The organism is Amycolatopsis mediterranei, assembly GCF_026017845.1.
Lineage (GTDB): Bacteria > Actinomycetota > Actinomycetes > Mycobacteriales > Pseudonocardiaceae > Amycolatopsis > Amycolatopsis mediterranei.
Map to the genome: position 1 here is coordinate 10540658 of NZ_CP100416.1, position 24402 is coordinate 10565059.

Genomic DNA, 24402 nt, shown 5'->3' on the forward strand with positions numbered 1-24402 from the left:
ACACCGGGGGCACCTGTGACCACCGCGGGCGACGACCGTGCACGGCTCGAAGCACGGAATGCCGCGATGAAGGACCAGATGGACACCCTCCTGGAGAACTTCGAGCGGCAGACGGCGCAGCTGCGTGACGCCCAGACCGCGGCCGCCGAAACCACCGCCCAGGTCGCTTCCCCCGATGGGCTGGTCCGCGCCACCATCGACGCCGGCGGCAGTCTCGCGAAACTCGAATTCGCCCCGAACACCTTCGAGCGCACGACGCCCGCGCAGCTCGCGAACACCGTCCAGTCGCTGGTGCGTCAGGGATCGATGCAGGTCAAGCAGAAGATCGCGGACCTGATGGCGCCGATCACCGAGGGCCTGCCCGACCTCGCCGACCTGGTCGAGGGCGCGCCGTCGCTGGCCGGGCTGGTGCCGCCGATCCCGGAGTTCGTCCCGGAAGAAGCGCCGGCCCCGCGACCGGAGTCGTTCGAAGAGGGCGGGTCGATCCTGCGCAACGAACAGCCGCCGATCCCCGCGCCCAAGCCGGCCCCCAAGCGCGTCCGGCCGCCGCGTGACGAGGACGAAGAGCCACCGTCGTCCTGGATGACGAGGGGCGACTGATGCCGGATGGGGGTTCCGGGTTCACCGCGGAGCCGGACGCGGTCCTGCGCGCGTCGAACGGCCTGGTGACGGCGGCCGACGCGCTCGACAACGCGGCGAAGGCACTGCAGTCCGCCCTCGCGGCGCAGGGTGAGTGCTGGGGCGGCGACGACTCCGGCAAGGAGTTCGCCAAGGACTACGTGCCGGGCGCGCAGGGCGCCGTCGAAGGCTTCACCAACCTCGTGCAGGGGTTGCGGGGGATGCAGCAGAACGTCGCCAAGTCGATGAAGGCCCTTTCGGGCGCCGACGAAGACGTGACGTCCCAGCTCGGCAAGGGGCAATGACGCGTGGGGATGGAAATGCCCGACGCGGTCAAGTGGCTGCTGCCGATCGTCGTCGGGGAGAGCTGGCCCGAGGGCGACGAGACGAAGCTGCGCGCATTGAGGGACGCGTGGCACACGGCGTCGTCGGCGATCGGGCCGGTGGCGGAGACGGGCAACCAGGCGGCGTCCGGCGTCCGCGACAACTGGACCGGTGACGGCGCCGACGCGTTCGCGGAGCAGTGGAAGAAGTTCGTCGAGGGCGACGAGGCGTACTTCAAGCAGCTGGCCGACGCGGCGAAGGCCCTCGGGGATTCGTGCGACCAGACGGCACTGGACGTCGAATACACGAAGTACATGATCATCATCTCGCTGATCGTCCTGGCGGCCCAGATCGCGGCGATGATCGCGGCGGCCGCGGTGACGTTCGGCGGCTCGACGGCGGGTATCGCGCCGGCCCAGATCGCGACCCGGATGACCGTGCAGATGCTGTTCCGGCAACTGCTCGAGAAGCTGGCGCAGCAGGGGTTCAAGCAGGTCGCGAAGGAGCTGCTGGAGAAGCTGCTCAAGCAGGGTCTCAAGAAGATCGGCATGGAGGTCCTCAAGAACGAGGCGATCAACCTCGGCATGGACGCGGGCATCCAGGGCCTGCAGATGGCGAAGGGCGACCGCAAGGACTGGGACTGGTCGAAGACCTCGGACGCGGCGATCTCGGGCGCGGTCGGCGGAGTCGTGGGGGCGGCTTCGGGGTCCATCGGGCGAGGGGCGACCGAGGGGCTTTCCCACAGCGCGGGTGGGCAGATCGCGGACGCGGCCATGCGGGCGGGGGCGCGGGGCGCGGTCGAGGGAGTGGCCCAGACGGTCGGCCAGGCGGCGGTGACCGGGGATCTGGGGTCGTTGACGCCGGAGCAGCTGCTGTTGGGCGCTTCGAGCGGGGGCGTCGGCGGTGCGGTCGGGGGCGCGAAGGAGCAGATGCACTCGGTCCACGAGGCGAACATTCCGCGGGCCGACTCGGATGGCTCCGGCGACTCTGGTGACTCTGGTGGGGCGTCGCGGCCGGGGGCGGAGGAGTCGAGTTCGGCTTCGGAGCCGGGGTCGCGGGGTGAGCCCTCTTCTGAGCCTGAGTCCCGGAGTGGGTCCTCTTCGGAGCCGGAGTCTCGAGGTGAGGAACCACGCCGTGAGGCCTCCGCCGAGCCGGAATCGCGAGGCGAGGAACCACGTCGCGAGGCAGCCTCGGCTCCTGAGTCACGAGGCGAAGAACCGCGTCGCGAAGCCTTCTCCGCCCCGGAATCGCGAAGCGAAGAGCCTCGCCACGAGGCCTCCTCGGCGCCCGAAACGCACGTCGAGCAACCCCGCCGCGAAGCCCTGGCCGAGCCGGAATCGCGAAGTGAGGAGCCTCGCCGTGAGGCAGCTTCGGTGCCGGAATCGCGGGGCGAGGCGGCTTCGGGAGCTGAGCCGCGGCACGAGGCATCGCCGCCGGCGGAAGAGCCGGACGTCCGGCGAGAAGCCGAACCGCAGCAGCGTGCGGACAACGGGCCGCAGCCGGTTTCGGAGCACCGCGCACCCGAGGCGTCGCGGCCCAGCGCCGACCCGGTCCAGCAGCCGACGGCGGCTTCGAGCCAGCCGTCGACGGCCGGCGCCTCATCGCAGGGCGGCTACGGCATGGCCCCGCCGGGAATCGGCCCGGAACCGGGACGCCAGAGCGGCGGCCGCCCCCAGGACAACGTTGGAGCGGCCGGATTCACGGGCGGCCCGAGCCAGCCGTTCGCGGCGGAGGGCGGGACGGCACCGTTCCAGAACGGACCGTCACCCCAGCAGGCGCCACCGCCGGGCGGATTCACACCGCCACCGGGCGGCGGCTTGCCGAACACCGGCGGTCCGGGGCGTGCGGGCGGCCCGGGTCAACGCCCGGCGACGCCGCAGGTCGGAGGCGACCAGCCCCGACGCGTCCCCCCGCAGGACCCACGCCGGATGCTGCAGGGCGGTCAGCCGCCCATGCCGCAGGGCGGGTATCGGCCTGGAGGCCAGCGCCCGCACAGCCCGCAGCCTGGCGGGCAGCCGCTCCACGGTGGTCAGCCGGGCGGCCAACCGCCGCATGGGAGCCAGGCAGCGCACTTCGGTCCACAGCCGATGCACGGCGCGCCATTGGCCGGCCAGCCAACGCACAATGGGCAAGCGGATCACCCAGGCGGCCAACTGCCGCACGGGACGCAACCGGGCCAGCCGGCCGGCCGGCCGGCGCACAACGGACAGCCCACCCAGCCCGGCGGCCAGCCACCGCACGGAACGCAACCGGGGCAACCAGGCGGCCAGCCGCCGCATCGGGGGCAACCGCTTCAGGGCGGTGGTCAGCCGCCGCTTGGGGGGCAGGGGGTTCCGCCCGGCACGAGGCCGCCGCACGGTTCGCAGCCGGGGTTGCCTGGTGCGCAGCCGCCTCATGGTGGGCAGCCGCCGGGGGTGTGGGCGTCTCATGGTGGGGGCGGGGCAAATGGGCAGCCGCCGCAGGGTGGGGTGCCTTCGCAGGATCCGCGGCGGATGCCGCCGCAGGGTGGGCAACGTCCGCCGATGTGTGGGCAGCGGCCTGCCGGGTATCCGAACCAGCCTCGGGGTCCTCAAGGCCCCGGGCAGCATCCCGGTGGGCGGCCGCCGATGCCGCCTCCGCCGGGTGGACGGCCGCCTGTGCCGCCGCACGATCCTCGGCTGGGGCCGCCGACACAGGTTCCGCCGCCGCGGTTCGGGGCGCCGCAGGAGCACTTGCCGCCGCGAGGACCGTTCGAGCCGCCGCGGCCGGTGGACCGCGCGCTGGAACAGCCGCGGACGCAGCGACCGTTCGAGCAGCCGGCTCAGGACCGCCCGATCCCGGCGGCCGAGCCCACGCAGCAGCCGGTGCACGAGAGGCCGGTCGAGCAGCCCAGCACCGAGCGACCGGACCAGCGCACGCCCGGCCAAGACCACGCAAGCGAACAGCTCGCCGGGCACGAACGCCCAGCCGAACACACGCCGGCCCAAGAGCGCCCCACGGAAGGCACGCCCGGCGACGAACACCCGACGGACCGAAGCCCCTCGCCCGAGGCACCCGCCGACCCACACCCCACCGAGCACGAACCGCTCGCCGGTGAGCAGTCGCCGCCCGAACACGACTACGGGCGGCCCGGCCATGATGAGCCCTACCTCACCGATCCTCGGTTCCACACCGATGATCCCGCCGGGATCAGGCGGATCGAGGACACCTTCATGGACTCCGGGCACCACAGCCCGGTCGACGGCGAATGGCGGCACGAGCAGGTCCGGCGTGAGGCGCTCGCCAGGCGCGACCAGTGGCACCCCGGCATGTCCGACGGCGGCGCGGTCGCCGTGCACGCTTACACGCGGTACGAGATGGTCGGGCCGCTCAACCACGCTCTCCGAATGGGTGGCCCCGAGCTGCCCCATCTCGCTCCGCAGGCCGCGGCGCTCGTCTCCGGGCTGAACGAACTGCCGCCCCATGAGGGCGTTGTTTCGCGGCGGGTCGACTTCAAGGGTGATCCCTCGCGGCTGCAGGCCTTCCTCGCGCGGTTCCACGATGGTGCGCACATCACCGAACCGTCGTTCCTGAGTTCGTCGAAGGTCGACGCCCAGCACCCGCGGAGCAACTTCCCCGGCGAAGTCGAGATGCGGATCCAGTCCAAGACCGGGCGGGACGTCGAGGCGCTGGCCAGCATCGGGCACGAGCGCGAAGTCCTCTTCAAGGCCGGGACGCAGTTCAAGATCACCGGCATCGAAGAAGGTCCCGGGCATCCGAACGCCAACCCCCGCCGGCCTGGCGAACCGCACTACGTCGTGCACGCCGAAGAGATCGCGCCCGGTGAGCCGGGGCACCTCGGTGAGGCCGATGCCCGGGACGCCATCGAGCAACGCCGTGCCGATGAGCGCGCCGACGCGGACCGGTTCCAGCGCGAAGCCGACGAAGAGCTCGAGCAGTTCTACGCCGAGCACCCCGAATACAAGCCGTCCGGTGGTCTGGCCGGCTTGCTGAACGCCTTCGACGACCCGGATGCGCCGCCCGCCCCCGAACGACGGCCGCCGGCCACCGGGGAGCCGGAGGGGGGCTGGTCGCGGCTCGCCGAGCCGCTCGCTCCCGGTGGGCCGCCCGTGCTGCACGCCGGGTCCGTCGAGACGCCGCAGCAGCACGCGCGGCTCGTGCGGGACGCCGTTCCCGAGCTCGGTGCGGTCAACACCCGCAACCACTACAGCCCGGACGGCCTCGAAAACGGCTACCGGACCAACGCCGCCGAGTCGATGGCCGCCTTCGAGCGGCGGATGAACGGCGAGGACGTCGTCGCCGGACCGGCGCGGCAGCAGAGCCTCGGCGAACAGCTCGGCGGGCCGTGGAGCAGCCGGGACAGCTTCGACGACGTCGCCCGTGAGCTCGGCGAACGTCCGGTCGGCGCGCGGACCGCCGTTGCCTTCGAGACGCCCGGCGGGGAGTCGCGGCTGGTGGCCGCCGTGCACACCGAGCACGGGATCCTGTTCGCCGATCCCGTCACCGGGCGGCTTGCCGAACTGCCGCACGACGCCACCGCGATCCACACCATGCCGCTCGGCGGCGGGGACGCGCCCCCGCACCACGTCGTCGAAACCGAAACGATCAACGACCGGCTCAATCCGACGACCGAACGCCTCCCGCACGACGAGGGCTACCTCTTCGACGGCGAGCACCGCGGCACCCCGGCCGACCACGAGAGCATCCGCCGCGCGGTCGGCGACGAGGACATCTACCAGCAGATCCACGACCGCGCGCTCGCCCGCCGGGACGCCGCCGGGCTGCCGGTCAGCGACGAGGGCGCCGTCGCGCTGCACGGCTACACCCGCGGCGAATACGCCTACGACGTCAACGAAGCCCTGCGCCGCGGCCCCGGCCACCCCGGCTTCGACCTCGCGCAGCAGAACACCCGCGCGATCGTGGACGGCCTCAACCAGGTGGCGCGCGAGTCCGGCGAGACCATCCGCGCCTACGACGTCGGTGGCGATCCGCGGCTGGCCGAGCTGGTCGCCGGGCCGTACGAGCCGGGCTCGGTGGTCGTCGAGCCCGCGTTCTCCAGCGCGTCGATCAAGACCGGCGAGTTCTCGACGTCGAAGTTCGGCGACGACGTCGAGCTGCACGTCCGGTCGGACAACCTCCGCGACATCTCGAAGCTCGCCGAGAACCCGGGTGAGCGCGAATCGCTGTCGCCGCCCGGCACCCAGCTGCTGGTGCACGAGAAGCGGCTGGAGCTCACGCCCGAGGGCCGCCGCAAGTGGGTCATCGTGGCCGAGGAGATCGGGCCGGGCCACCCGCGCCACCTCGAGCCCGAGGCCGCGCAGCAGAAGATGGCCGAGCGCCGGGCCGAGAACGAGCACAACGCGGCCGAGTTCGAGCGGCGCAAGCAGGCCGCGCTCATGGAACGGCTCGGCGGCCTCGGCGAACCCGAGTACGTCACCACGCACCAGCCGTCGGTCCACGACCTGCCCGAGACGCCGGCGGAAGCACCGGCGGCCCCGGTGTCAGTGCACGACTACTCACGGCTGGCCCGGGCGACGAACCCGCCCGCCGAACCCGCCATCCACGCCGGCGGGACGACGCCGTCCGAGCGCGCGGCGTACGTGCACGACCGGCACCCGCACCTGCGCGACGTCAACCCCGGTTTCCGCGAGCCGGGCGCCTTCGAAAACGGGTACGTGACGAACTGCACGCGCGGGCCCGAGGCGTACCTGGACCGGGTGCGCGGCGGCGACATGACGGCAGAGCCGATCCTGCCGCACGAAATGGGCAGCCGCGGCACGCTCGAGCACCTCGAGGGCCGCTTCGGGGAGACGTTCTCCGCGCGCGACAGCTACGACGACGTCATCCGGGAGATGCGGGAGAAGCCGCTGGACCACCACGCCGTGGTCGCGGTGAAGTACCCGGGCCCGAACGGCGTCGAGTACGGGCACGTCGCGATGGTCGTGCACACTCGCGAAGGCGTGGCGTTCATCGACCCGCAGTCCGGCGACCTGATGCACCTGCCGCAGCCGCCGAAGAGCATCAAGCTGATGCACGTCGGCACGCCGGACGAGGTGCACATCGGCACCGAGCACGGCACGGGGGAGCACGGCGGCTACGGGACAGCGGCGCCGCACGACGCCTTCCTGGCCCGCGACGACGTCGCGGCGGCGCTCGACGGGCACGCGGACGCCGGCTACATCCGCGCGCACCTGGCGGAACACCCCGGCCTGGTGCGGGTGCTGTCCGACCCGGCCAACGACTACCTGACGCGCTCGCTGCTGGACAACCCGAAGACGCTGGCCAGCCTGCTCAAGCACCCCGAGGCGATCCCGATCCTCGAGGACGCGGTCCACGAGGTGAACGAGCGCGGGTACAGCGTGATCGACGACGTGGAACACCAGGGGGTCGAGCCGTTCGACCCGACGCCGGAGCAGGCGGAGATCTCCGACGCAGTGGCGGCGATCGTCGACGAGACCGAGGGCGCCCTGCGGCTGCACGCGAGTTTCGACCTGAGCCAGGCCGGTGATCCGGAGTACTGCCGGCAATGGGTGGCGGAAGAGCGCGAACGCTGGCCCGAGACCCAGGGCACGCTGAACCGCATCACCGAGCGGATCGCCGGCGAGACCGACGGCCACCCGGGATTCCGGCCGGAACCGAAGGACGACGTCCGGGCGCTGGCGAAGATTGCGAAGTACGGCTGGGACGGTTCGCGGCTGACCGACCTGGTCGGCGCGAAGATCCAGTTCGAGCGGGTGGCGGACATGTACCGGGCACTCGACGCGGTGCGTGGCGATCCCGAACTCACGATCGTCAAGTTCTCGGATCGGCTCGCCGAACCCCAGGACAGCGGTTACCGGGACCTGCAGCTCAACGTCCGGCTGCCGAACGGGCACGTCGCCGAACTGCGGCTTCACCTGACGCACATCGATGACGTCGCGTCCTACGAGCACGCGCTTTACGAGGTACGCCGGGACTTCGAGACGTTCAGCAAGAAGGAAGGCCGTGAGGGCTTCCTTTCCCCGGAGGAGGCCGCTCTCGACGCGGCGTTGACCGAGCAGGTCCGAGGCCGTTTCGAAGAAGCGTTCCGGCGGGGACTGACAGCCGAGGAGAGCAGCTGATGGCCGTTCGGACACCCAGGTTCTACAAGTACTACGCCCAGACCTACCGGATCGATACGGCGTCGAACGGTGGCTTGGCGGGCACCCTCCTCGACTTGACGACCGGGTTCTTCGTGCCGGACAGCAGCCACATCCGCGAGGTCATGCGAGCCACCACCGACTCGAACATCGACGGTCCCTTCAGCGAAGAGAAGTTCGTTCACGAGACGGAAATCGAGCGGAGCCACTACCTCTCCGGCGACGGCCCGATCTTCGCGCTCTACGACACCATCAAGGGCATCGACGAGGTCGCCGTCCGGGAGGGACGCCGCCGGACCGCGCAGGAAACCGCGTTGGTTCGCGCGCTCCAGAAGCGCACCTTCAAGATGTGGGAAGACGAGGCCGCCCGGCGAGCCGCCGGTGAGCCGCCGTCGTTCACGGTGACCAGCCGGTTCAACGCGGGGCAATGATTCACGTGGAACATCGACTTTCGCCCGACGAGCAGCGGACCCTCCTGGTATGCCTGGGAAAGCTCGTGCGTGAGCACCGGGCCGACACCGCCGCGCCGGCCGTCGCCGACTTCCGGCAGGTCGGGAAGCACATCGAGAGCGCGGGCCACAACACCGCGACGCCGGACGAGCTGACCGACCTCTTCACCGAGCTGCGGGCCGGCATGTACGCCGAGGGCCGCGGCACCTGGCTGCAGGCGCGGTTCACGCTGAACCCCGACGGCAGCTTCGACTTCGACTTCGCGCTCGACGACGATCCGGTGTGGACCGACCCGCCCGAGCCGGCCGCCTACCCCGAGGAGCTCGCCGCGTTCCCGCGGGCCGACGAGCACATCCCGGACTGGTGGCGGCTGCGCGCGCAGCTCCCGCTGGGCGTCGTGTTCCGGCACGCCGACGTCGGCGGCCCGGACGTCGAGCGGCCGCCGCTGACCGACACCGAGGCGCCGCTCGTGCTGCAGTACCTCGAGCGGGAAGCCGTCGTGCACGAGGACGGCGACGAGCGCTTCCACACCGACGGCACGTGGATTTGGTCCGACGCGGTGCCGCTCCTGCTCGCGAAGCACGGCGTGCCGCCGGAGCCGGACCTGGTCGCGCACATCCGCCGGCACCACTTCCAGCCGCCGTACGTCGAGCCGCTGGTCCGGCGGACCGCCGAGGCGGACCTGCTGGGCAAGCCGCGGCCGAAGCCGGGCCGCGCCGACGTGAAGAAGACCGCCGGCGACGTCTTCGCCGAGCTGGAGACCACACCCGATCCGCAGCTCGGCGACGAAGAGCTGCTGATCGTGCTGGTGCAGCGGCTCGGCGAACACGGCGTGTGGCCCGAGGCGTACCGGGTCGGCGAGCGCGTGGACGGGGCCTGGTGCCTCAACTACACCGCCGACGGCTGGGAAGTCGCGGCCCACGCCGGCGGGAAGCCTCGCGAACCGAAGTACTTCACCCGGCTCGAGGACGCCGCGCAGCAGCTGCTGGGCGCGTTGCTGCTGCACCCCGCGCGGATGACCGCCGGGCACGAAACCCCGCGGGAGACCGCGAAAGAGCTCGACGACTGGCCGGTGCACCCGGCGCCGGGTGAGCCTCCCCTCACCCTGCTCCGCAACAAGCGCATCACCAGGCTGGTGGCGGGTACGGTCGTCCTGCGCTTCGGCGAGGAACCCGGCAACCTCGTCCACCACGGGGAGGTACGGTTCGCCACGACGTCGCTGCCGCTCGAACGGGAGCGGGAACGGCGGAGCTACCGGCTGAGACGCCCGCTGCACGTGATCACCGGCATCACGGTTCCGTGGGCGAACCTGCCGGGTGGTGCGGTGGCCTTCGTGCTGCCGAAGACGATCGCCGAGCACGAGTCCGACGGAAGCCTGGAGAGGATCGAGTAGGTGGAAGCGGCGGAAGCGATTGCCAAGGTCGGCCAGTGGCTGCGCGCGGTGCACGGTCCGGACGTCTCCGGTCCCGCCGGGCTCCGGGTGGACACCGAGAAGGTGCTGCGCATCCCCGAGGGCTGGTCGGTGCCCTACAACACCATCGCGTTCCTCGACGAGGGCCGGCCGGAGAAGGAGATCTTCCCGCCGCCGTCGGTCGTCGTCCGCGAGCCGGACGGCGAGCTGCGCCAGGCGCACCCGCACCCCGGCGGGCTGTCGGTCCCGGTGGCGTTCCCGGGCCAGGAGAACTGGCGCGAGGTCGTCGACCCCGAGTACGTCAAGGCCGGGCTCGGCGAGCTGGGCGTGCCGCTGCAGGCCGTCGCCGGCTGGGTGAAGGTCGACGCCGAGGGCAACCAGACCGGCGAAGAGCGGGAAAACCCCGAGTACAAGGCCGGCCCGATCCGCCGCGGCTACCCGAAGCCGGACAACACCCTGGAGACGCTGCTGTCGTTCGGCAGCGTCGGCTGGCTGACCCGGGAGCTGCTGCTCATCGGGCTGATCCGGTGCGAGGTGTTCGTCCCGCTCGACCTGGAGACCGGCAAGACCGACCGGTTCTACTTCGCCGAGGAGCGCAACGAGCTCAAGGTGTTCAGCTCGACCCGGCAGCTGCCCTCGCGCGAGCACGGCTGGTGGAAGGTCGACGTCGCGACGCTCGCCGAGTTCGAGCACCCGCCGAACCTGGTGATCAACGGCGGTCCGACGACCATCGAGGACGTCTCCAGCGGCGAGCTCGCGGAGATCGTCAAGCGGTTCCCGCGGCACGAGCCCCGCATCGACGTCCACGGCCGCTGCCCGGAGGCGGAAGAGGACCTGATCCGGGTCGCCACCGAGACCGCGGCCCGGATGGGCCTGCCGGATCCGGTGAAGCCGCCGCTCCTGGCGGCCGAGAAGGCCCGGCGACGCGGCTTCGAGCTGACGGCCGAGGAGTGCGCGAAGACCGTGCTCGGCGAGTCCTGGCTGAAGCGGCTGAACATGCCGGAGCCGCCGCGCAGCAAGCCCAACGACCTGCGCGCGAACGGCCTGGCCCCGGCGTACGACAACGCCGGCCGCACGGTGCCGCGACTCGACACGTTCGGCAAGTACTTCGAGCGGGACCTCGACGGCTTCCGCTACGGCTGGCAGCGCGTCACGGGCGCGTACGTCGGCTTCGCGCTCGGTGAGGCCCTCGGCACGGCCGTCGACCGGATGATGCTGCACGACATCCACGCGAAGTTCGGCATCGAAGGCGTCACCGAGCTGATCCCGGCGTTCGACCAGCCCGGCCGGATCGGTTCGCTGACGCAGCGGCTGCTCTTCTACACCGAGGCCGTGATCCGCAGCCCGCACCGCGAACAGCCGGAATCCCGCGAGGCCGAGAAGCTGTTCCCCGACGTCGTCCGCGGGGCGCTGCAGCGCTGGCTGCGGACCCAGGGCGCGCCGATGGACGCCCTGGACGGCTGGCTCGTGCAGGTCCCGGACCTGCACGCCCGGCGTGACATCGACGACGCCGAGCTCAACGCCTACCACCAGCTCGCGACCGGGGCCGCCGGCGCGGTGCCGTTGACCGGCCCGGCCGCGCTGATCCCCGCCCTGCCCGCCGCGCTGACCATGGCCGGACCCGGCAGCGGGTTCAGCGGCGGGGCGCGGCAAGCGGTGCGCGAACTGGCCGGCGTCACCCACCCCGACGAGCCCGACCTGGCCGCCGCGACCTACCTGACCTGGCTGTTCGAGCCCGCGCTGACCAAGGACGCGTTCAGCTTCCCGGTCTGGAACACCAGCCGCGAGGTGCTCAACCCGGACAACCAGTTCCAGCAGGGCCCGGAGTGGACGGCGATCAAGGACATGGTCGCCGAGTCGGTGCCGTTCTTCGGCGAGCACGGGCTGCCCGACCTGCGGATTCCCGAGCTGATCGGCGACGGCAAGACGACGCTGTCGGTGCTCGGACGCGCCTTCGCCGCGTTGTCGGGCTTCGAGAACTACCCGGAGCAGGCGCTGCTGCGCGCCGTCAACCACTCCGGTCGCAGCGCGCTCACCGGGGCGATCGCCGGGGCGCTGCTCGGCGCGCGCACCGGCATCCCCGGACTGCCGCAGAAGTGGGTCGACCAGCTGGAACTGCGCTATCTGGTCGAGAACGTCGCTTCGGACGCCTACTGGCACTTCGACCGGCACTCGGCGCTGAGCGCGCTCGGCGACGCCTGGATCGAGCGGTACCCGCGGCATTAGCGCGAGGATGGGGAGAATGGACGAAGAGGAAGCCGCCGCTCGCGCGCGGGAGTGGTTGTGCGCGCAGCCCGGCGGTGACCGGCTGCGGATCCGGCCGGAATTCACCGCGCGCCGCCCGGACGGCTGGAGCTTCACGGTCAACGCGGCCGCTTACCTGGACGGCACCGACATCGGCGCGGGTCTGTTCCCCGGCCCGGTGGTCCTCGTGCCGGACGACGGCGGCGAGATCGGGGTCGACCGGCCGGCGATGGCGAGCACGCCCGCCGAGGCCGAGTGGCGGCCGGACGTCGACCCCGAATTCGACGAGAAGGCGTTCCCCGAGCTGGACCTCCCGGTGCGGGCCGTCCGCAGCTGGATCCGGACGGACGGCGAGCACCGGGTCAACGAGCAGTACACCCCCGGCCCGGTCTGGCGCGGCTTTCCGGTGCCGACGACCGACGCCGAGAAGCTGCTGAACTACCTGGCCGCGAACTGGATCAGCCGCGCCGAGTTCGTCCGTGCTCTGCTGGACTGCGAAGTGCTGGTACCCCTGCTCGGCACCGGCGAGCCGCTGCTGCGGCCGGTTCCCGGCACGGGCGGGCTCGAAGTCATCGCTTACAGCTCGTCGGCGAAGGTGCCCGGGCGGTACCCGCGCCGATGGCGGGTGCCCGTCCGGGAGCTGCCGCCGTCGTCGGGGCTGACGCTTGACCCCGGCACCGGCCTGGTCCGCAGCCTGACCGCCGCCGAGCTGGCCGCGGTCCGCGGTGCCGAGACCGCGCCCCGGCCCCCGGTCGAGGAGCCCGCGCCGGAAGCCGGGCCCGAGGTCGCCGCGGCGCTGCCCGCGCTGGTCGCGGAGTTCGGCGTCGAGCCTTCCGACCTGTTGGAACGGCACCTGCGGTACGCGCTGGACCACGCCCGCGACCAGCACTTCGAACTGACGCCCGGCGAGTGCGTCCGGTACCTGCGCGGGTTCGCCTGGCAGTACCGCAACGGCGTCCGCCGCCGAGCCGGCCAGGAGCCGGAATGGCCTGCGGACCTGGGCGCGAACGGCTTGATCGCGCACGTGGACGAAAACGCGCGCCCGCGGCCGGTGCCGTGGACGTTCGGGAAGTTCTCCGCCTTCGGGACGCCGGCCGACCGCTTCGCGTGGCACCGGATCGTCGGCGCGTACGTCGGCTTCGCGATCGGCGACGCCCTGGGCGGCGGCGCGGACCCGGCGAACCCCCTGCCCCTGGGCGGCCTGACGCGGCACCTGCTGTTCCACACCGACAGCGTGCTGCGCGGCCTGCCGCCGATGCCGACCGGCGAAGTCCCGGCGACCCTGCCCGGACCGGACCCGGCCGGCTGGCTCGCCGTCGCCACCCGGCACGCCGGCCCGCCACCCGCCGAGTTCTCCGCGCTGCTGGCCACGGCGCTGGCCGCGACCCCGGCGGGGGCCGTGGCACTGGCGGACGTCGACGGCGAGCGGTACGCGAAGGACGTTGCCCGCGAGCTGACCGGCAGCGCGGCCGGCGCCGAGGTCACCGAGGGCGTCGAGCTGCTGGTTTCCCTGTTCCAGGCGCTGCTGACGCGGGAGGCGTTCGCGCTGCCGGTGCACGTCCGCCTGCACGAGGTGGGTGGCGACCTGGCGGTGTCGACGCTGGCGCTGCGCGCCGACCGCGACGCCGACGACGTCACGCAGCTGGAGTCCATCGGCGACGGCCGGAGCGTCCGGTCGGTGCTCGGCCGCGCGCTGTTCGCCGCGGCCAAGCGCGGCTACGACCCGGAAGCCGCGATCCGGCTCGCCGCGCGGTCCGGGCCGGTGGCCGGGGCGATCGCCGGTGCGCTGGTCGGCGCCCGGGTCGGCGTGCCCGGCCTGCCCTGGGCCACCGAGCTGCCCGACCTCGGCCTGCTCGACGACGTCGCGAGCGACGTCTTCTGGTACTTCAACCGCAACGGGCTCCAGACGGAGACCGCGGAACACGCACGCTGGGAGCGCCGGTACCCGAGCGGCCGGTTCACCCCGGAACCGACGGGACCGAACTTGCGATCGCGACTGCGGGGTAGCCTGCTGGCCGGGGCGATCGGCGACGCGCTGGGCGCGAAGACCGAGTTCGACTCGATCGACCGGATCCGGGAGATCGCCGGGCCGGACGGCATCACCGACTTCATCCCCGCGTACGGCGGCGTCGGCCGGGTCACCGACGACACGCAGATGACGCTCTTCACGCTCGAAGCGCTGATCCGGGCCCACGCTCAGGAGCGCCGGACCGGGTCCGCGGACGTCGTCCACTCGCTGCAGCTGGCCTACCAGCGCTGGCTGCACACCCAGGGCGTCCCGTGGGACCGGGCCCGGGGCCCGCAGTCGGCGGTCGAGGTGGCCGACGGCTGGCTGATCACCCACCAGGAGCTGTTCAGCCGGCGCGCGCCGGGCCTGACCTGCTTCGGCGAGCTGGAGGCGTACGGCCGCTCCGGCGTCCGGGGCACCATCGAGCGGCCGGTGAACAACTCGAAGGGCTGCGGCGGCGTGATGCGCGCGGCGCCGATCGCGCTGTGGTCCGACGACCTCGCCGAGGTGTTCCGGCTCGGGGCCGAGAGCGCGGCGCTGACCCACGGTCACCCGAGCGGGTATTTGTCGTCGGGCTGCTTCGCGGTGATCGTGCACGAGCTGCTGCACGGAAAGCCGCTGCTCGACGCGGTGGCGACCGCACGGGCCGAGCTCGTCAAGCATCCCGGGCACGAAGAGCAGAGCGCGGCGCTCGACGCGGCTCTGGCAGAGCAAGGGCCGCCGACGCCGGAGAAGCTGGAGCGGCTCGGACAGGGCAACGTCGGCGAGACCGCGTTGTCGATGTCGGTGTACGTCGCCCTGACCACCACGGACGCCGACTCGGCGCTGCTCGCGGCGGTCAACCACAGCGGCGACAGCGACTCGACCGGTTCGGTCTGCGGCAACCTCGTCGGTGCGATGTACGGCGAGGAAGCTCTGCGGCAAAGCTGGCTGGACCAGCTGGAACTCCGCGATGTCATCGTCGGCCTTGCGGACGACGCGCTCACCGAATTCGGCCCGGGTGCGCCGGGCGAAGACCGGTGGTTCGCTCGGTACCCGGTCGACTAGGTTTTGGGCTACTGGGGACGGGGAGGACAAACGTGCGCAACCGGGTTGAAGTGGCCGAACGCCCGGACGGCCTGTACGCGGCGTGGGGTGAGGGGACCTACCGCGCGCAACGGTCGACCACGGACGGCACCGTGCTGCTGTCCGTGCTGCCGGAGGAAGAAGCGCCGGAGGGCTTCGACAAGGAGTTCGACGGGCGTCCGGCGCGGGTGGTGCCGGCGAGCGAGGTGCCGTCGACGTTCACCCTGCGGACCTTCGCCGAGTACGACGGCGAGGTCTTCGAGGTCGCGCCGGGCGACCGGCCGGAGCTGACCTTGCGCTGGGTCCGCGACGACGCCGCCCGCGCGGCCCAGCTGGGCCTGACCGACTTCTCGGTCACCGTGCCGGCCAAGCAGGTCACGGCGCTGTGGCAGACGCGGCTGGAGTTCACCGAGACGCTGGAGGCGCGGCCGCAGCCGGGCACCGGCGACCAGAACGCGCTGCTGCGCGCCATCGGCCGGACACTGCTGCACACCGTGCCCGGTGGCTGGGCGCGGGTCGGCGCGCAGTTCCGGCAGGTCGGGGACTACGCCGAGATCGAGGTCCGCGCGGTCGGCGACGAGGACGGCCCGGTGTCGGTGTCGCTGCCTGCCGCGCCCAAGCTCGGCGGGCTCTTCGCGCGGCTGCGGGCGGCGATGTTCCAGGCCGAGGCCGGCACGTGGTTCCAGGGCACGTTCACCCTCGACGACCAGTCGCAGTTCGACTTCGACTTCGACGCCGACCGCGAGCCGGACTGGCGGGTGCCGCCCAACGAGGGCGGCCGCCCGTCGACCGCCGCCTACGAGCTGGAGCTGGCCACCTACCCGCGGGCGCCGAAGCACCTGCCGGCGTGGCTGACGGCGAAGGCCGGGCTGCCGCTGGACGTCGTGTTCCGGCACGCGCGGGTCGCCGACTCCCACGTCGAAGGTGAGCGCCCGGTGGTCACCCGGCCGCCGGTGCCGCCGGACCAGGTCCGCGGCCTGCTCGACTACCTGTTCCGGGCGCCGGTGGCGCTGCACCGGCCCGCGCCGCTGCCGGACATCTTCGGCGCGCCGGGGGCCAAGCCGGACGTGCCGAACGCGTTCCACACCGACGGCACCTGGATCTGGCCCGCCGCCGTGCCGCACTACCTGCGCAAGTACGGGGTACCGCCGGAGCCTGAGCTGGTCGAACAGGCACGCGCGGCGGGCTTCCGGCCGCCGTTCGTCCGCGAACTCGTCCGCGCGACGGCCGAGGCGGAGGTCCTCGGCCAGCCGCGGCCGCCGCAGACGGCCGCGGATCTGCCGGACGAGCGCGCCCTCGCCCGCGTCGCCCGCGGCGAGCAGGTCCGGAACCTGCGTGGCGCCGAGACCCTCGAGCTGCTCCAGCAGCGGCTCGCCGAGCACGGCGTGCCGGCGGCGGCCTACCGGATCGGCGCCAACGAGGTGCCGGTCGAAGGCGTCTGGACGCTGCGCCGCGCCGAGAACGGCTGGGAGGTTTCGCGGCCGCCGTCCGACGAGCCGGTGGCGTTCGGCTCGCTCGGCGACGCGGCCCGGTTCCTGCTGGGCGTGCTGCTGATGCTGCCGCCGAGGCCGGCGGAGGAGTCCGACCAGCCTGCCGACTGGCCGATCCTGCCGATGCGCGGCGAACCGCCGTTGAACTTCTACCGCGGCAAGCGCCTGATCACGCTGCCGCCGGGCACCATGGTCGTCCGGTTCGGCAACGAGACCGGCAACCTGGTGCACGCCGACGGCTCGCGGTTCGTCGAGACGGCGCTGGCGTTCGAGCGCGAACGTGAGAAGCGGCTGTACCGGGCGCAGCGCGCGATCCGCGTGCTGACCGGCGTGGCGGCGCCGTGGGGCGGGATGCCGGGTGGCGCGGTCGCCCACCTGCTGCCCCGGCCGCTCGCCCAGCACGTCGAGACCGGCTCGCTCAGCAGGCAGTGATCAGGACGGCGGGCGACCACCAGTAGTCGGCGAGCGGGGTGACGTCGACGTCGGTGAAGCCCGCCGTCGTGAGCTGCTCGGCCCAGACCGAAGCGGGGTGCTCCCAGTTCGTCCGCTGCTGCCCGGAGACGATCCCGAGCAGCACCGGCAGCAGGAAGCCCTGGGCGACCAGCGTGGCGTCTTCGCCGTACTCGGCCACCCCGCGCTCGTAGCGCTCGACGAGCGAGCGGAGGTGCTCCGGCGAGCCTTCCTCGAACTCGGGGACGTCGAACTCGGCGAGCACCAGCGTCCCGGTCCGCGGCTGCAGCGCGCGCAGCACCTCCGCGCGCTGCTCCGGCTCGATGGACTGCAGCGCGAACGTCGATTGGACGAAGTCCCAGCCGAGGTCGTCGCGGGCCAGGAAGTCCTGCGCGGTCGACTGCCAGCACTGAGCGGACGGCACCCGCTCGTGGACGCCCTCGAGCAGCGCGGCCGACGGTTCGACCAGGTCGATCCGCGGCGGGAGGTGCGATGCCTGCTCCAGCGCGGGCACCACGGCGAGGCCGTCACCGCAGCCCAGGTCCAGCAGGGAATCCGGCTTCCCGGCGTCGTACCTCGCGGCCAGCTCGGCGCTCAGCGCCCGGTACAGCTCGACGTTGCCGCCGCCGCGGATGAACGCCGTGAACGCGCTCGGCTGGTCGTACACCGGCGCCGAGTCGTCCGCGGCCAGGTACGTCCGCAGTTCGTCCGCCAGCGTGGAGCCGGCCAGCCCGGCCTGGGCGGTAAGTTCGGCGGCCTGGTCGCGGTCACCGGACCGGTAGGCGGCGAGGGCGTCGGTGAGCAGCTCGATCGAGGTCATGGTCAGGACATATCAGAACGGGACCCACAACGTCACTCGCGTGCCACCCCCGGCGAGCCCCGACTCGACCAGCGACGTCCCGCCGACCTCGGCCAGCCGGGCGGTGATCGACTCGCTGATGCCGAACCCGGCGGGGTGGTCGGCCGCGCTGAACCCGCTCCCGTGGTCGCGGGTGATCACCGCGATGCCGCCGTCGCGCTCCTCGACGCGGACCACGACGCGGTCCGTGCCGGAGTGCTTCATCGTGTTCCGCATCGCCTCGCGGACGGCGTCGCGGATGGCGATCTGCCGAACCTCCGACAGCGTGTCGTCGTCGAGCTCGGCCACTACGAGCTGGGCGCGCAGGCCGTCGCGGGCCATCTCGGCGGCGAGCGCGGCGAGCTTCTCGCCCAGCGGCCGGGCGCCGGCCTCCGCCCGCTCGGAGGCCGCCGACTCGATCGTGTGCCGGATCTCCATCGCCTGCGCCCGCGCCAGCCGCTGGATCTCCACCAGCCGCTCCTCGGCGTCACCGGGGCCGGACAGCGCCATCGCTTCCAGGGTCTGCAGCACGGTGTCGTGCAGCCTCCGGTGCTGCTGGGCGCGCTCGGCGAGCCGCCCGTTGCGGGTGCCGTAGGCCAGCGCCAGGCGGGTGCCGAGGCCGGTCAGCACCAGTGCGGCGGTGGCCAGGAAGAGCTCCGCGAGCAGCACGGAGTACGTCGAGAACGCGGCGCCGACCTGGAACCGGCCGGTGTTCAGCCAGTTCGCCAGCATCCGCAGCGGGAAGCCGAGCAGCCCGAACACCAGCCCGCTCGGCAGGCCCAGCGCGAGCGTCAGCAGGCCGATCTCGCCGTACACGTGGACGCTGGTGACCGCGAGCGCGTCGAAGTACGCCTGCGTGGGCACGGTCAGTGCGATGACCAGCGGCGAAAGCACCGTGAAGGCCAGGTCGACGGCCAGCAGCTTGCCGGCGTCGCGGCCGCGGAACGGCGCCGAGCGGAACATCCAGCGGAGGCCGATGAAGTTCAGCGCCACCGACAGGAGCGCGAACACCCCGACCGGCAGCAGCCCGGTCGTGCCGTGCTGGAGGACGTAGACACCGAGCTGGCCGGGCACCGCGAGCAGCCGGTAGGCCAGCGGGATGAGCACGACGTACCGGGTGGCGCGCAGCAGCAGGCTGTCGCGCTCGGTGGGGTCGATCGGCCCGGACATCCGGGAGATGCGCCGCAGCGCGTGCATCGGCGCCGGATCGGCGATCTCGTCGGGCAGCTCACTCGTGGCGGTGGCGATCGCGGGGGCACCGCGCCTCAGCAGCGCCACCAGGAAGCTGCCCCCGCCCGCCACGCCTCACGCGTCCCCGACGCCGTTTTCCGCGGCCCACTTCTTCAGCTCGGCGACCGCCTCGTCGTGGTCCAGCGGCCCGCGGTCCAGGCGCAGCTCCTTGAGGAACTTCCACGCCTTCCCGACGTCCGGGCCCGGCTTGAGGCCGAGCAGCGCCATGATCTGCTCGCCGTTGAGGTCCGGCCGCACGCGGTCGAGGTCCTCCTTGGCCTTGAGCGCGGCGATCCGGGCCTCGAGGTCGTCGTAGGTCGCCTGCAGCACGGCCGCCTTCCGGCGGTTGCGGGTGGTGCAGTCGGCGCGGACCAGCTTGTGCAGCCGGGTCAGCAGGGGCCCGGCGTCGGTGACGTACCGGCGGACCGCCGAGTCCGTCCACTCACCTTTGCCGTAGCCGTGGAACCGCAGGTGGAGGAACACGAGCTGGGAGACGTCGTCGACGATCTCCTTCGAGAACTTCAGCGCCCGCAAACGTTTGCGGGCCATCCGCGCACCGACCACCTCGTGGTGGTGGAAGCTGACGCCGCCGCCCTCCTGGAACTCCCGGGTCGCCGGCTTGCCGACGTCGTGCAGCAGGGCGGCCAGCCGCAGGATCAGATCAGGCTCGGAGGTCGGCTCGTGCGAAGACTCCAGGTCGATCGCCTGGGCGAGCACGGTCAGCGAGTGCTGGTAGACGTCCTTGTGCTGGTGGTGCTCGTCGATCGCCAGCCGCATCCCGGCCACCTCGGGCAGCACCCGGTCGGCCAGCCCGGTGTCGACCAGCAGCTCCAGCCCCGGCCGCGGGTCGGCCGCCAGCAGCAGCTTCGACAGCTCGGCCTGCACCCGCTCGGCGGTGATCCGGTCGATCTCCTCGGCCATCGACGTCATCGCGTCGACCACCCGCGGCGCGGCGGCGAAGTCCAGCTGCGCGGCGAAGCGGGCCGCTCGCAGCATCCGCAGCGGGTCGTCGGCGAACGACTCCTGCGGCGTCGCCGGGGTGTCCAGGACCCGCTCGCGCAGGGCGCTCAGCCCGTCGTGCGGGTCGATGAACGTCTTGGACGCCAGGTCGACGGCCATCGCGTTGACCGTGAAGTCGCGGCGCAGCAGGTCGCCCTCGATGCTGTCGCCGAAGGTGACCTCGGGGTTGCGGCCGACGCGGTCGTAGCTGTCGGCGCGGAACGTGGTGATCTCGAGCTGCATGCCCTTCTTCGTCACGCCGACCGTGCCGAAGGCGATCCCGACGTCCCAGACCGCGTCGCCCCAGCCGCTGACGATCTTCAGCACCCGGTCGGGCCGCGCGTCCGTGGTGAAGTCGAGGTCGCCGGAGCGGCGGCCGAGCAGTGCGTCGCGCACGCTGCCGCCCACGAGGTAGAGGCGGTGTCCCGCCCTGGCGAACCTCTCCGCCAGTTCCTCCGCCAGTGGGGAGACCTGCATCAGCTCCACCACCTGCTTCTCGACCACGTCGTTCACGAAAATCCCACTACGTTCCAGGTGCGATTGCTCCAGGCACCGCCGGACACGGACACGGAGAGCCAGCCTACCGGGGCAACCGTTTGCTCTAGCATCGCAGCATGTCTGGATCAGCCGGCCGCCCCGGCGCCTCGAAGCCGCGCAGGCGGCGCAGGCGTCAGCGCGGCAGGCGCCTGACCACGGTCGACGAGACGTCGGCCGGTGGCCTCGTGGTGGACGCGGAGCGCGAACAGGCGGTGCTGATCGGCCGGCTCGACCGGCACGGCAGACTGCTGTGGTCGCTGCCCAAGGGCCACATCGAGGACGGTGAGACGGTGGAACAGACGGCCGTGCGCGAGGTGAAGGAGGAAACCGGCATCTCCGCGCGCGTCATGCGGCCACTGGGCACCATCGACTACTGGTTCGTGGCCGAGAAGCGGCGCATCCACAAGACCGTGCACCACTTCCTGCTCGAAGCGCTCGGCGGTGAGCTTTCCGACGAAGACGTCGAGGTCACCGAGGTGGCCTGGGTCCCGCTGGCCGAGCTGGAGACCAAACTCGCCTACTCCGACGAGCGCAAGCTCGTCCGGAAGGCCAGTCAGATGCTCAAGGAACTTTTCGCGCGCCCGGACGTCCTCCGACGAGACGAGCACGCCCCTGAGGGAGCCCCCGAGTGAAGCGGTTCGCCGCAACCTTCCTGTCCGTCCTCTTCCTGGCCGTCCCCGCCCTCGCCGGCGCCTCGGTGGCCCAGGCGCAGGAGGGCGCGCGCCTGCGCGTCGACCTGGCCGGGCTCAGCCCACGGGTGATCACGAGCTCGACGACGTCGCTGACCGTCACCGGCACGGTGACCAACACCGGCGACCGCCGCATCGCCAAGCCGCAGGTGCGGCTGCAGGTCGGGGACCGGGCGACGACCGAACGCGGGGTCGGCGACGTGCTGTCCGGCGCGGTGGTCAAAGACAACCCGCTGACCGAATTCACGCCGGTCGCCGACGTGCTGGAGCCGGGCCAGAGCGCCCCGCTGAACCTCACCGTGCCCCTGACCGGGCCGCGGGCGGACCGGTTCGCCCGCCCCGGCGTCTACCCGCTGCTGGTCAACGTCAACGGCACCCCCGAGTTCGGCGGGCCCGCGCGGCTCGGCGCGGTCAGCATGCTGATGCCGGTGCTGGCCGGACCGGGGCGGCAGGCGGGCGGGCGGACCGGGACGCCGCCGAGCATGACCCTGCTGTGGCCGCTGACCGGCAACGTCCCGCACGTCTACGCGGCGCCGTACGGCGGCCCGGTGGTGCTGGCCGACGACCGGCTGGCCGCCGAGCTCAGCGGCGACGGCCGGCTGAACGCGCTGGTCACTTCGGCCTCGGCGGCCGTGCGGAACAACTCCAACCTCGGGAAGTCGATGTGCTTCGCGCTCGACCCGGACCTGCTCGCCACCGTCGATGCGATGACCCGCGGCTACCTCGTCCACACCGACGCGGGCAACGTCGACGGCAAGGGCGCCGAGGCGGCGAAGACGTGGCTGTCCGAGCTCCGCACCCTGGTCGGCGGCCGCTGCGTGGTGGCGCTGCCGTTCGCCGACGCCGACCTCGACGCGCTCACCCGGATCCGGCCCGGCGACACCGGCCTGGTCGCCCGCGCGGCCACCGGCGCCGCGACCATCCAGGAGCTGACCGACGTCACCCCGCAGACCGGGGTGCTCTGGCCGGACGGCACGCCCAGCGCCTCGGTGCTCACCGCGCTGACCGAGGCCGGCGTGCGCACTCTGCTCACCGACGTGGGCAAGCTCGCGCCCGCCGCGGCCGGTGGCGGGGTCACCGTGCAGGGCAGCACCGTCCGCGTGCAGCCGACCGACTCGCTGATCTCCGCCGCGATGACGGGCGTCCCGACCGTGCCCGGCTCGGTCACCGTCCCCGCCACCACCGAGCGGGCCATCGGCGGCCAGAACGGCCTCGGTGCCCTCGCCTTCCGCGCCGGGCTGGGCCTGGCCGCGGGGCAGCAGCGGCCGGACCACCTGCTGGTCGCGCCGCCGCGGCGCTGGGACGCCGCGCCCGAGGAGTTCACCACCTACCTGCAGCAGGTCGGCGACTTCCTGACCGCCGGCCTGGTCACCGCGACTCCGCTGCCGACGTTGCTCGCCGCCGTCCCGGCGACCTCCGGCTCGGTCGGCGACGGCGGGCCGGCCCCGGCCACCGGCGTCGGCGCCGACGTCGTCGCCACGCTGGCCGGGCTCGACGTCAAGGCCACCGGGCTGGCGTCCGCGATGCAGCTCGACCCGACCAAACGGGTGAAGCCGGACGACGTCGTCGAGCCGATCCGGCTGGCCGAGCTGCGTGGTGCCTCCACGGCGTGGCGGGGACTGCCCGCGGACGCCGCGACCACGAACGCCCAGGCCGAGCTGACGGCGATCAGCGGGCGGGTGACCGTCTCGCAGCCGAAGCAGACCATCGCGCTGGCGTCCGGCAACTCGCCGCTGCCGGTGTACGTCAGCAACGACCTGCCGGTCGGGATCAACGCCCGGTTCGCCCTCGACAACAACACCGGCCTGCGTCCCGAGGAGGCCAAGGACTGGTTCTTCCCGGCCAGCGGCGGCAAGAACTACTTCCTCCCGGTGGAGGCGCTGCGGGCCGGCCGGTTCAGCGTCGATGTGTCGTTGCGCACGCCGACCGGTACCCCGCTCGGGTCATCCGCGCGGTTCGAACTGACCTCCACCGAATACGGCGCGATCACCATCATCGCGACCGTCGCCGCAGGTGTGGCCCTGCTTCTGCTCGCTTCGCGGCGGATCTACCGGCGGGTGAAGGACGCCCGCGCGGGTCGCGACGTCGTGGCCTGATCGCTCGGCCTTTGAGTGTTCCGGACGGTTCGCGATTACCCTTGGTCCGCACGTGCGCGGCACCGGGCCGCGGCACCGGGACAAAGCACCGAGGATTGGGCACGCGTTGGAGAGAGAGCCGGGCTTACCACCCGAGCGTGCGGGTCGTCCTCGGCGCGAAGGCCCCCCGCCCCCGCAACGGGGCGACGGGCCCCCGAAGGCATCACAACCGTCGCAGCCGGTCCGCCGCCAGCCGCCGCCTCCGCCCCCGGAGCGCGGCCGCCGCCAGCCGCCCCGCAACGGCCACCCGCGCCCGATACCGGCCCCCGACGACGGGACGGTCCGCGACCAGCGCCCGGCCCGCGACGACGCACCGGCCCGCCGCCCGGTTCGCGACCAGCGGCGCGGCCGCGAAGACGCTCCCCCTCGTGGCCAGCGCCCCGCTCGCGACGATGCCCCGCCCCGCCCCGTCCGCGACGACGGACCCCCGCGTGACGGCTGGCCCGTCCACGACGAGGCTCCGGTCCGGGAACGCCCGCCAGGCGAGGACGGCCCTCCCCGAGACGGCCGTCCGGTCCGCGAGCAACGTCCAGTAGGCGACGACGGCCCCGGCCGGGACGGGCGCCCCGTCCGGCGCGTCCCGCCGCCGCAGGGCCCGCCTCAGCCGCCGCGCGGCGGCCAGCCCCCGCGCGGCGCGGCTCCGGCGCCCACCCGCGTCCAGCCGGTACCGCCGCCGAACCTGCCGAACCCGGCCGGGCCGCCCGGTCCGCCACCGCCGATCGCGCCGCCGCAGAGCGCGTCGCTCCAGGGGCGGCTGCCGCAGCCGTCCGGTCCGCCGCCGCCACTGCCGCCGCCCTCGACCCCGCCTCCTGGCAAT

At 72.8% G+C, this 24402-nt stretch carries 15 protein-coding genes; 10 read left to right on the plus strand and 5 right to left on the minus strand.

What is annotated here, in order from left to right; all coding sequences use genetic code 11:
* Nucleotides 1-66 precede the first annotated feature (66 nt).
* From ISP_RS47810 to ISP_RS47845, 8 genes are all read left to right on the plus strand, one after another.
* Complete coding sequence (locus tag ISP_RS47810) at nucleotides 67-600, plus strand: YbaB/EbfC family nucleoid-associated protein (protein ID WP_013231040.1); 534 nt, start codon at nucleotides 67-69, stop codon at nucleotides 598-600.
* On the plus strand, nucleotides 600-923 hold the full coding sequence (locus tag ISP_RS47815; RefSeq protein ID WP_013231041.1) for a WXG100 family type VII secretion target: 324 nt from the start codon (nucleotides 600-602) through the stop codon (nucleotides 921-923). The genes ISP_RS47810 and ISP_RS47815 overlap by 1 nt, the downstream gene beginning before the upstream one ends.
* 9 nt (nucleotides 924-932) lie before the next feature.
* Nucleotides 933-8021 (plus strand): WXG100-like domain-containing protein, encoded by a 7089-nt coding sequence (locus ISP_RS47820; RefSeq protein ID WP_412152458.1) that lies wholly within the window; start codon nucleotides 933-935, stop codon nucleotides 8019-8021.
* Nucleotides 8021-8470: a hypothetical protein gene (locus tag ISP_RS47825; protein WP_013231044.1), complete on the plus strand. Its 450-nt coding sequence runs from the start codon at nucleotides 8021-8023 to the stop codon at nucleotides 8468-8470. Before ISP_RS47820 ends, ISP_RS47825 begins: the two co-directional genes overlap by 1 nt.
* 65 nt (nucleotides 8471-8535) lie before the next feature.
* Entirely contained in the window at nucleotides 8536-9882 is a 1347-nt protein-coding gene (locus tag ISP_RS47830; protein ID WP_013231045.1) for a glycohydrolase toxin TNT-related protein, read from the plus strand.
* Nucleotides 9883-12126, plus strand: a complete 2244-nt coding sequence (locus ISP_RS47835) for an ADP-ribosylglycohydrolase family protein (protein ID WP_013231046.1) — start codon at nucleotides 9883-9885, stop codon at nucleotides 12124-12126. It abuts the gene before it with no gap.
* A gap of 16 nt (nucleotides 12127-12142) precedes the next feature.
* Nucleotides 12143-15199, plus strand: a complete 3057-nt coding sequence (locus ISP_RS47840) for an ADP-ribosylglycohydrolase family protein (RefSeq protein WP_013231047.1) — start codon at nucleotides 12143-12145, stop codon at nucleotides 15197-15199.
* 32 nt (nucleotides 15200-15231) lie between these two features.
* Complete coding sequence (locus tag ISP_RS47845; protein WP_013231048.1) at nucleotides 15232-17139, plus strand: TNT domain-containing protein; 1908 nt, start codon at nucleotides 15232-15234, stop codon at nucleotides 17137-17139.
* Here ISP_RS47845 and ISP_RS47850 read toward each other — a convergent pair.
* The 3 genes from ISP_RS47850 to ISP_RS47860 are packed head-to-tail and all read right to left on the minus strand — an operon-like array spanning nucleotide 17126 to nucleotide 20737.
* A complete protein-coding gene (locus ISP_RS47850) occupies nucleotides 17126-17977 on the minus strand; it encodes a class I SAM-dependent methyltransferase (protein ID WP_013231049.1) in 852 nt (283 codons plus the stop codon). The two genes, ISP_RS47845 and ISP_RS47850, sit on opposite strands and share 14 nt — an antisense overlap.
* A 12-nt stretch (nucleotides 17978-17989) precedes the next feature.
* On the minus strand, nucleotides 17990-19297 hold the full coding sequence (locus tag ISP_RS47855) for a sensor histidine kinase (protein WP_013231050.1): 1308 nt from the start codon (nucleotides 19295-19297) through the stop codon (nucleotides 17990-17992).
* Nucleotides 19298-19300: 3 nt separating this feature from the next.
* Nucleotides 19301-20737, minus strand: coding sequence for a CCA tRNA nucleotidyltransferase (locus ISP_RS47860; RefSeq protein WP_013231051.1), 1437 nt, complete (start codon nucleotides 20735-20737; stop codon nucleotides 19301-19303).
* Nucleotides 20738-20838: 101 nt separating this feature from the next.
* On the opposite strand from ISP_RS47860, the gene ISP_RS47865 reads away from it, so the two are divergent.
* The gene (locus ISP_RS47865; protein ID WP_034284381.1) at nucleotides 20839-21393 is read left to right on the plus strand and encodes an NUDIX hydrolase; all 555 of its coding nucleotides are present in this window, start codon (nucleotides 20839-20841) and stop codon (nucleotides 21391-21393) included.
* Nucleotides 21390-23546, plus strand: a complete 2157-nt coding sequence (locus ISP_RS47870) for a DUF6049 family protein (RefSeq protein WP_013231053.1) — start codon at nucleotides 21390-21392, stop codon at nucleotides 23544-23546. Before ISP_RS47865 ends, ISP_RS47870 begins: the two co-directional genes overlap by 4 nt.
* Before the next feature lie 202 nt (nucleotides 23547-23748).
* Here the strand turns inward: ISP_RS47870 and ISP_RS47875 are convergent, their stop codons facing one another.
* Nucleotides 23749-24036 carry a hypothetical protein gene (locus ISP_RS47875; RefSeq protein WP_152607262.1) on the minus strand — a complete coding sequence of 96 codons (288 nt, stop codon included), beginning with the start codon at nucleotides 24034-24036 and terminating at the stop codon, nucleotides 23749-23751.
* A 149-nt stretch (nucleotides 24037-24185) separates the two neighbouring features.
* A complete protein-coding gene (locus tag ISP_RS47880; protein ID WP_141748512.1) occupies nucleotides 24186-24401 on the minus strand; it encodes a hypothetical protein in 216 nt (71 codons plus the stop codon).
* Between the last annotated feature and the right edge of the window lies 1 nt (nucleotide 24402).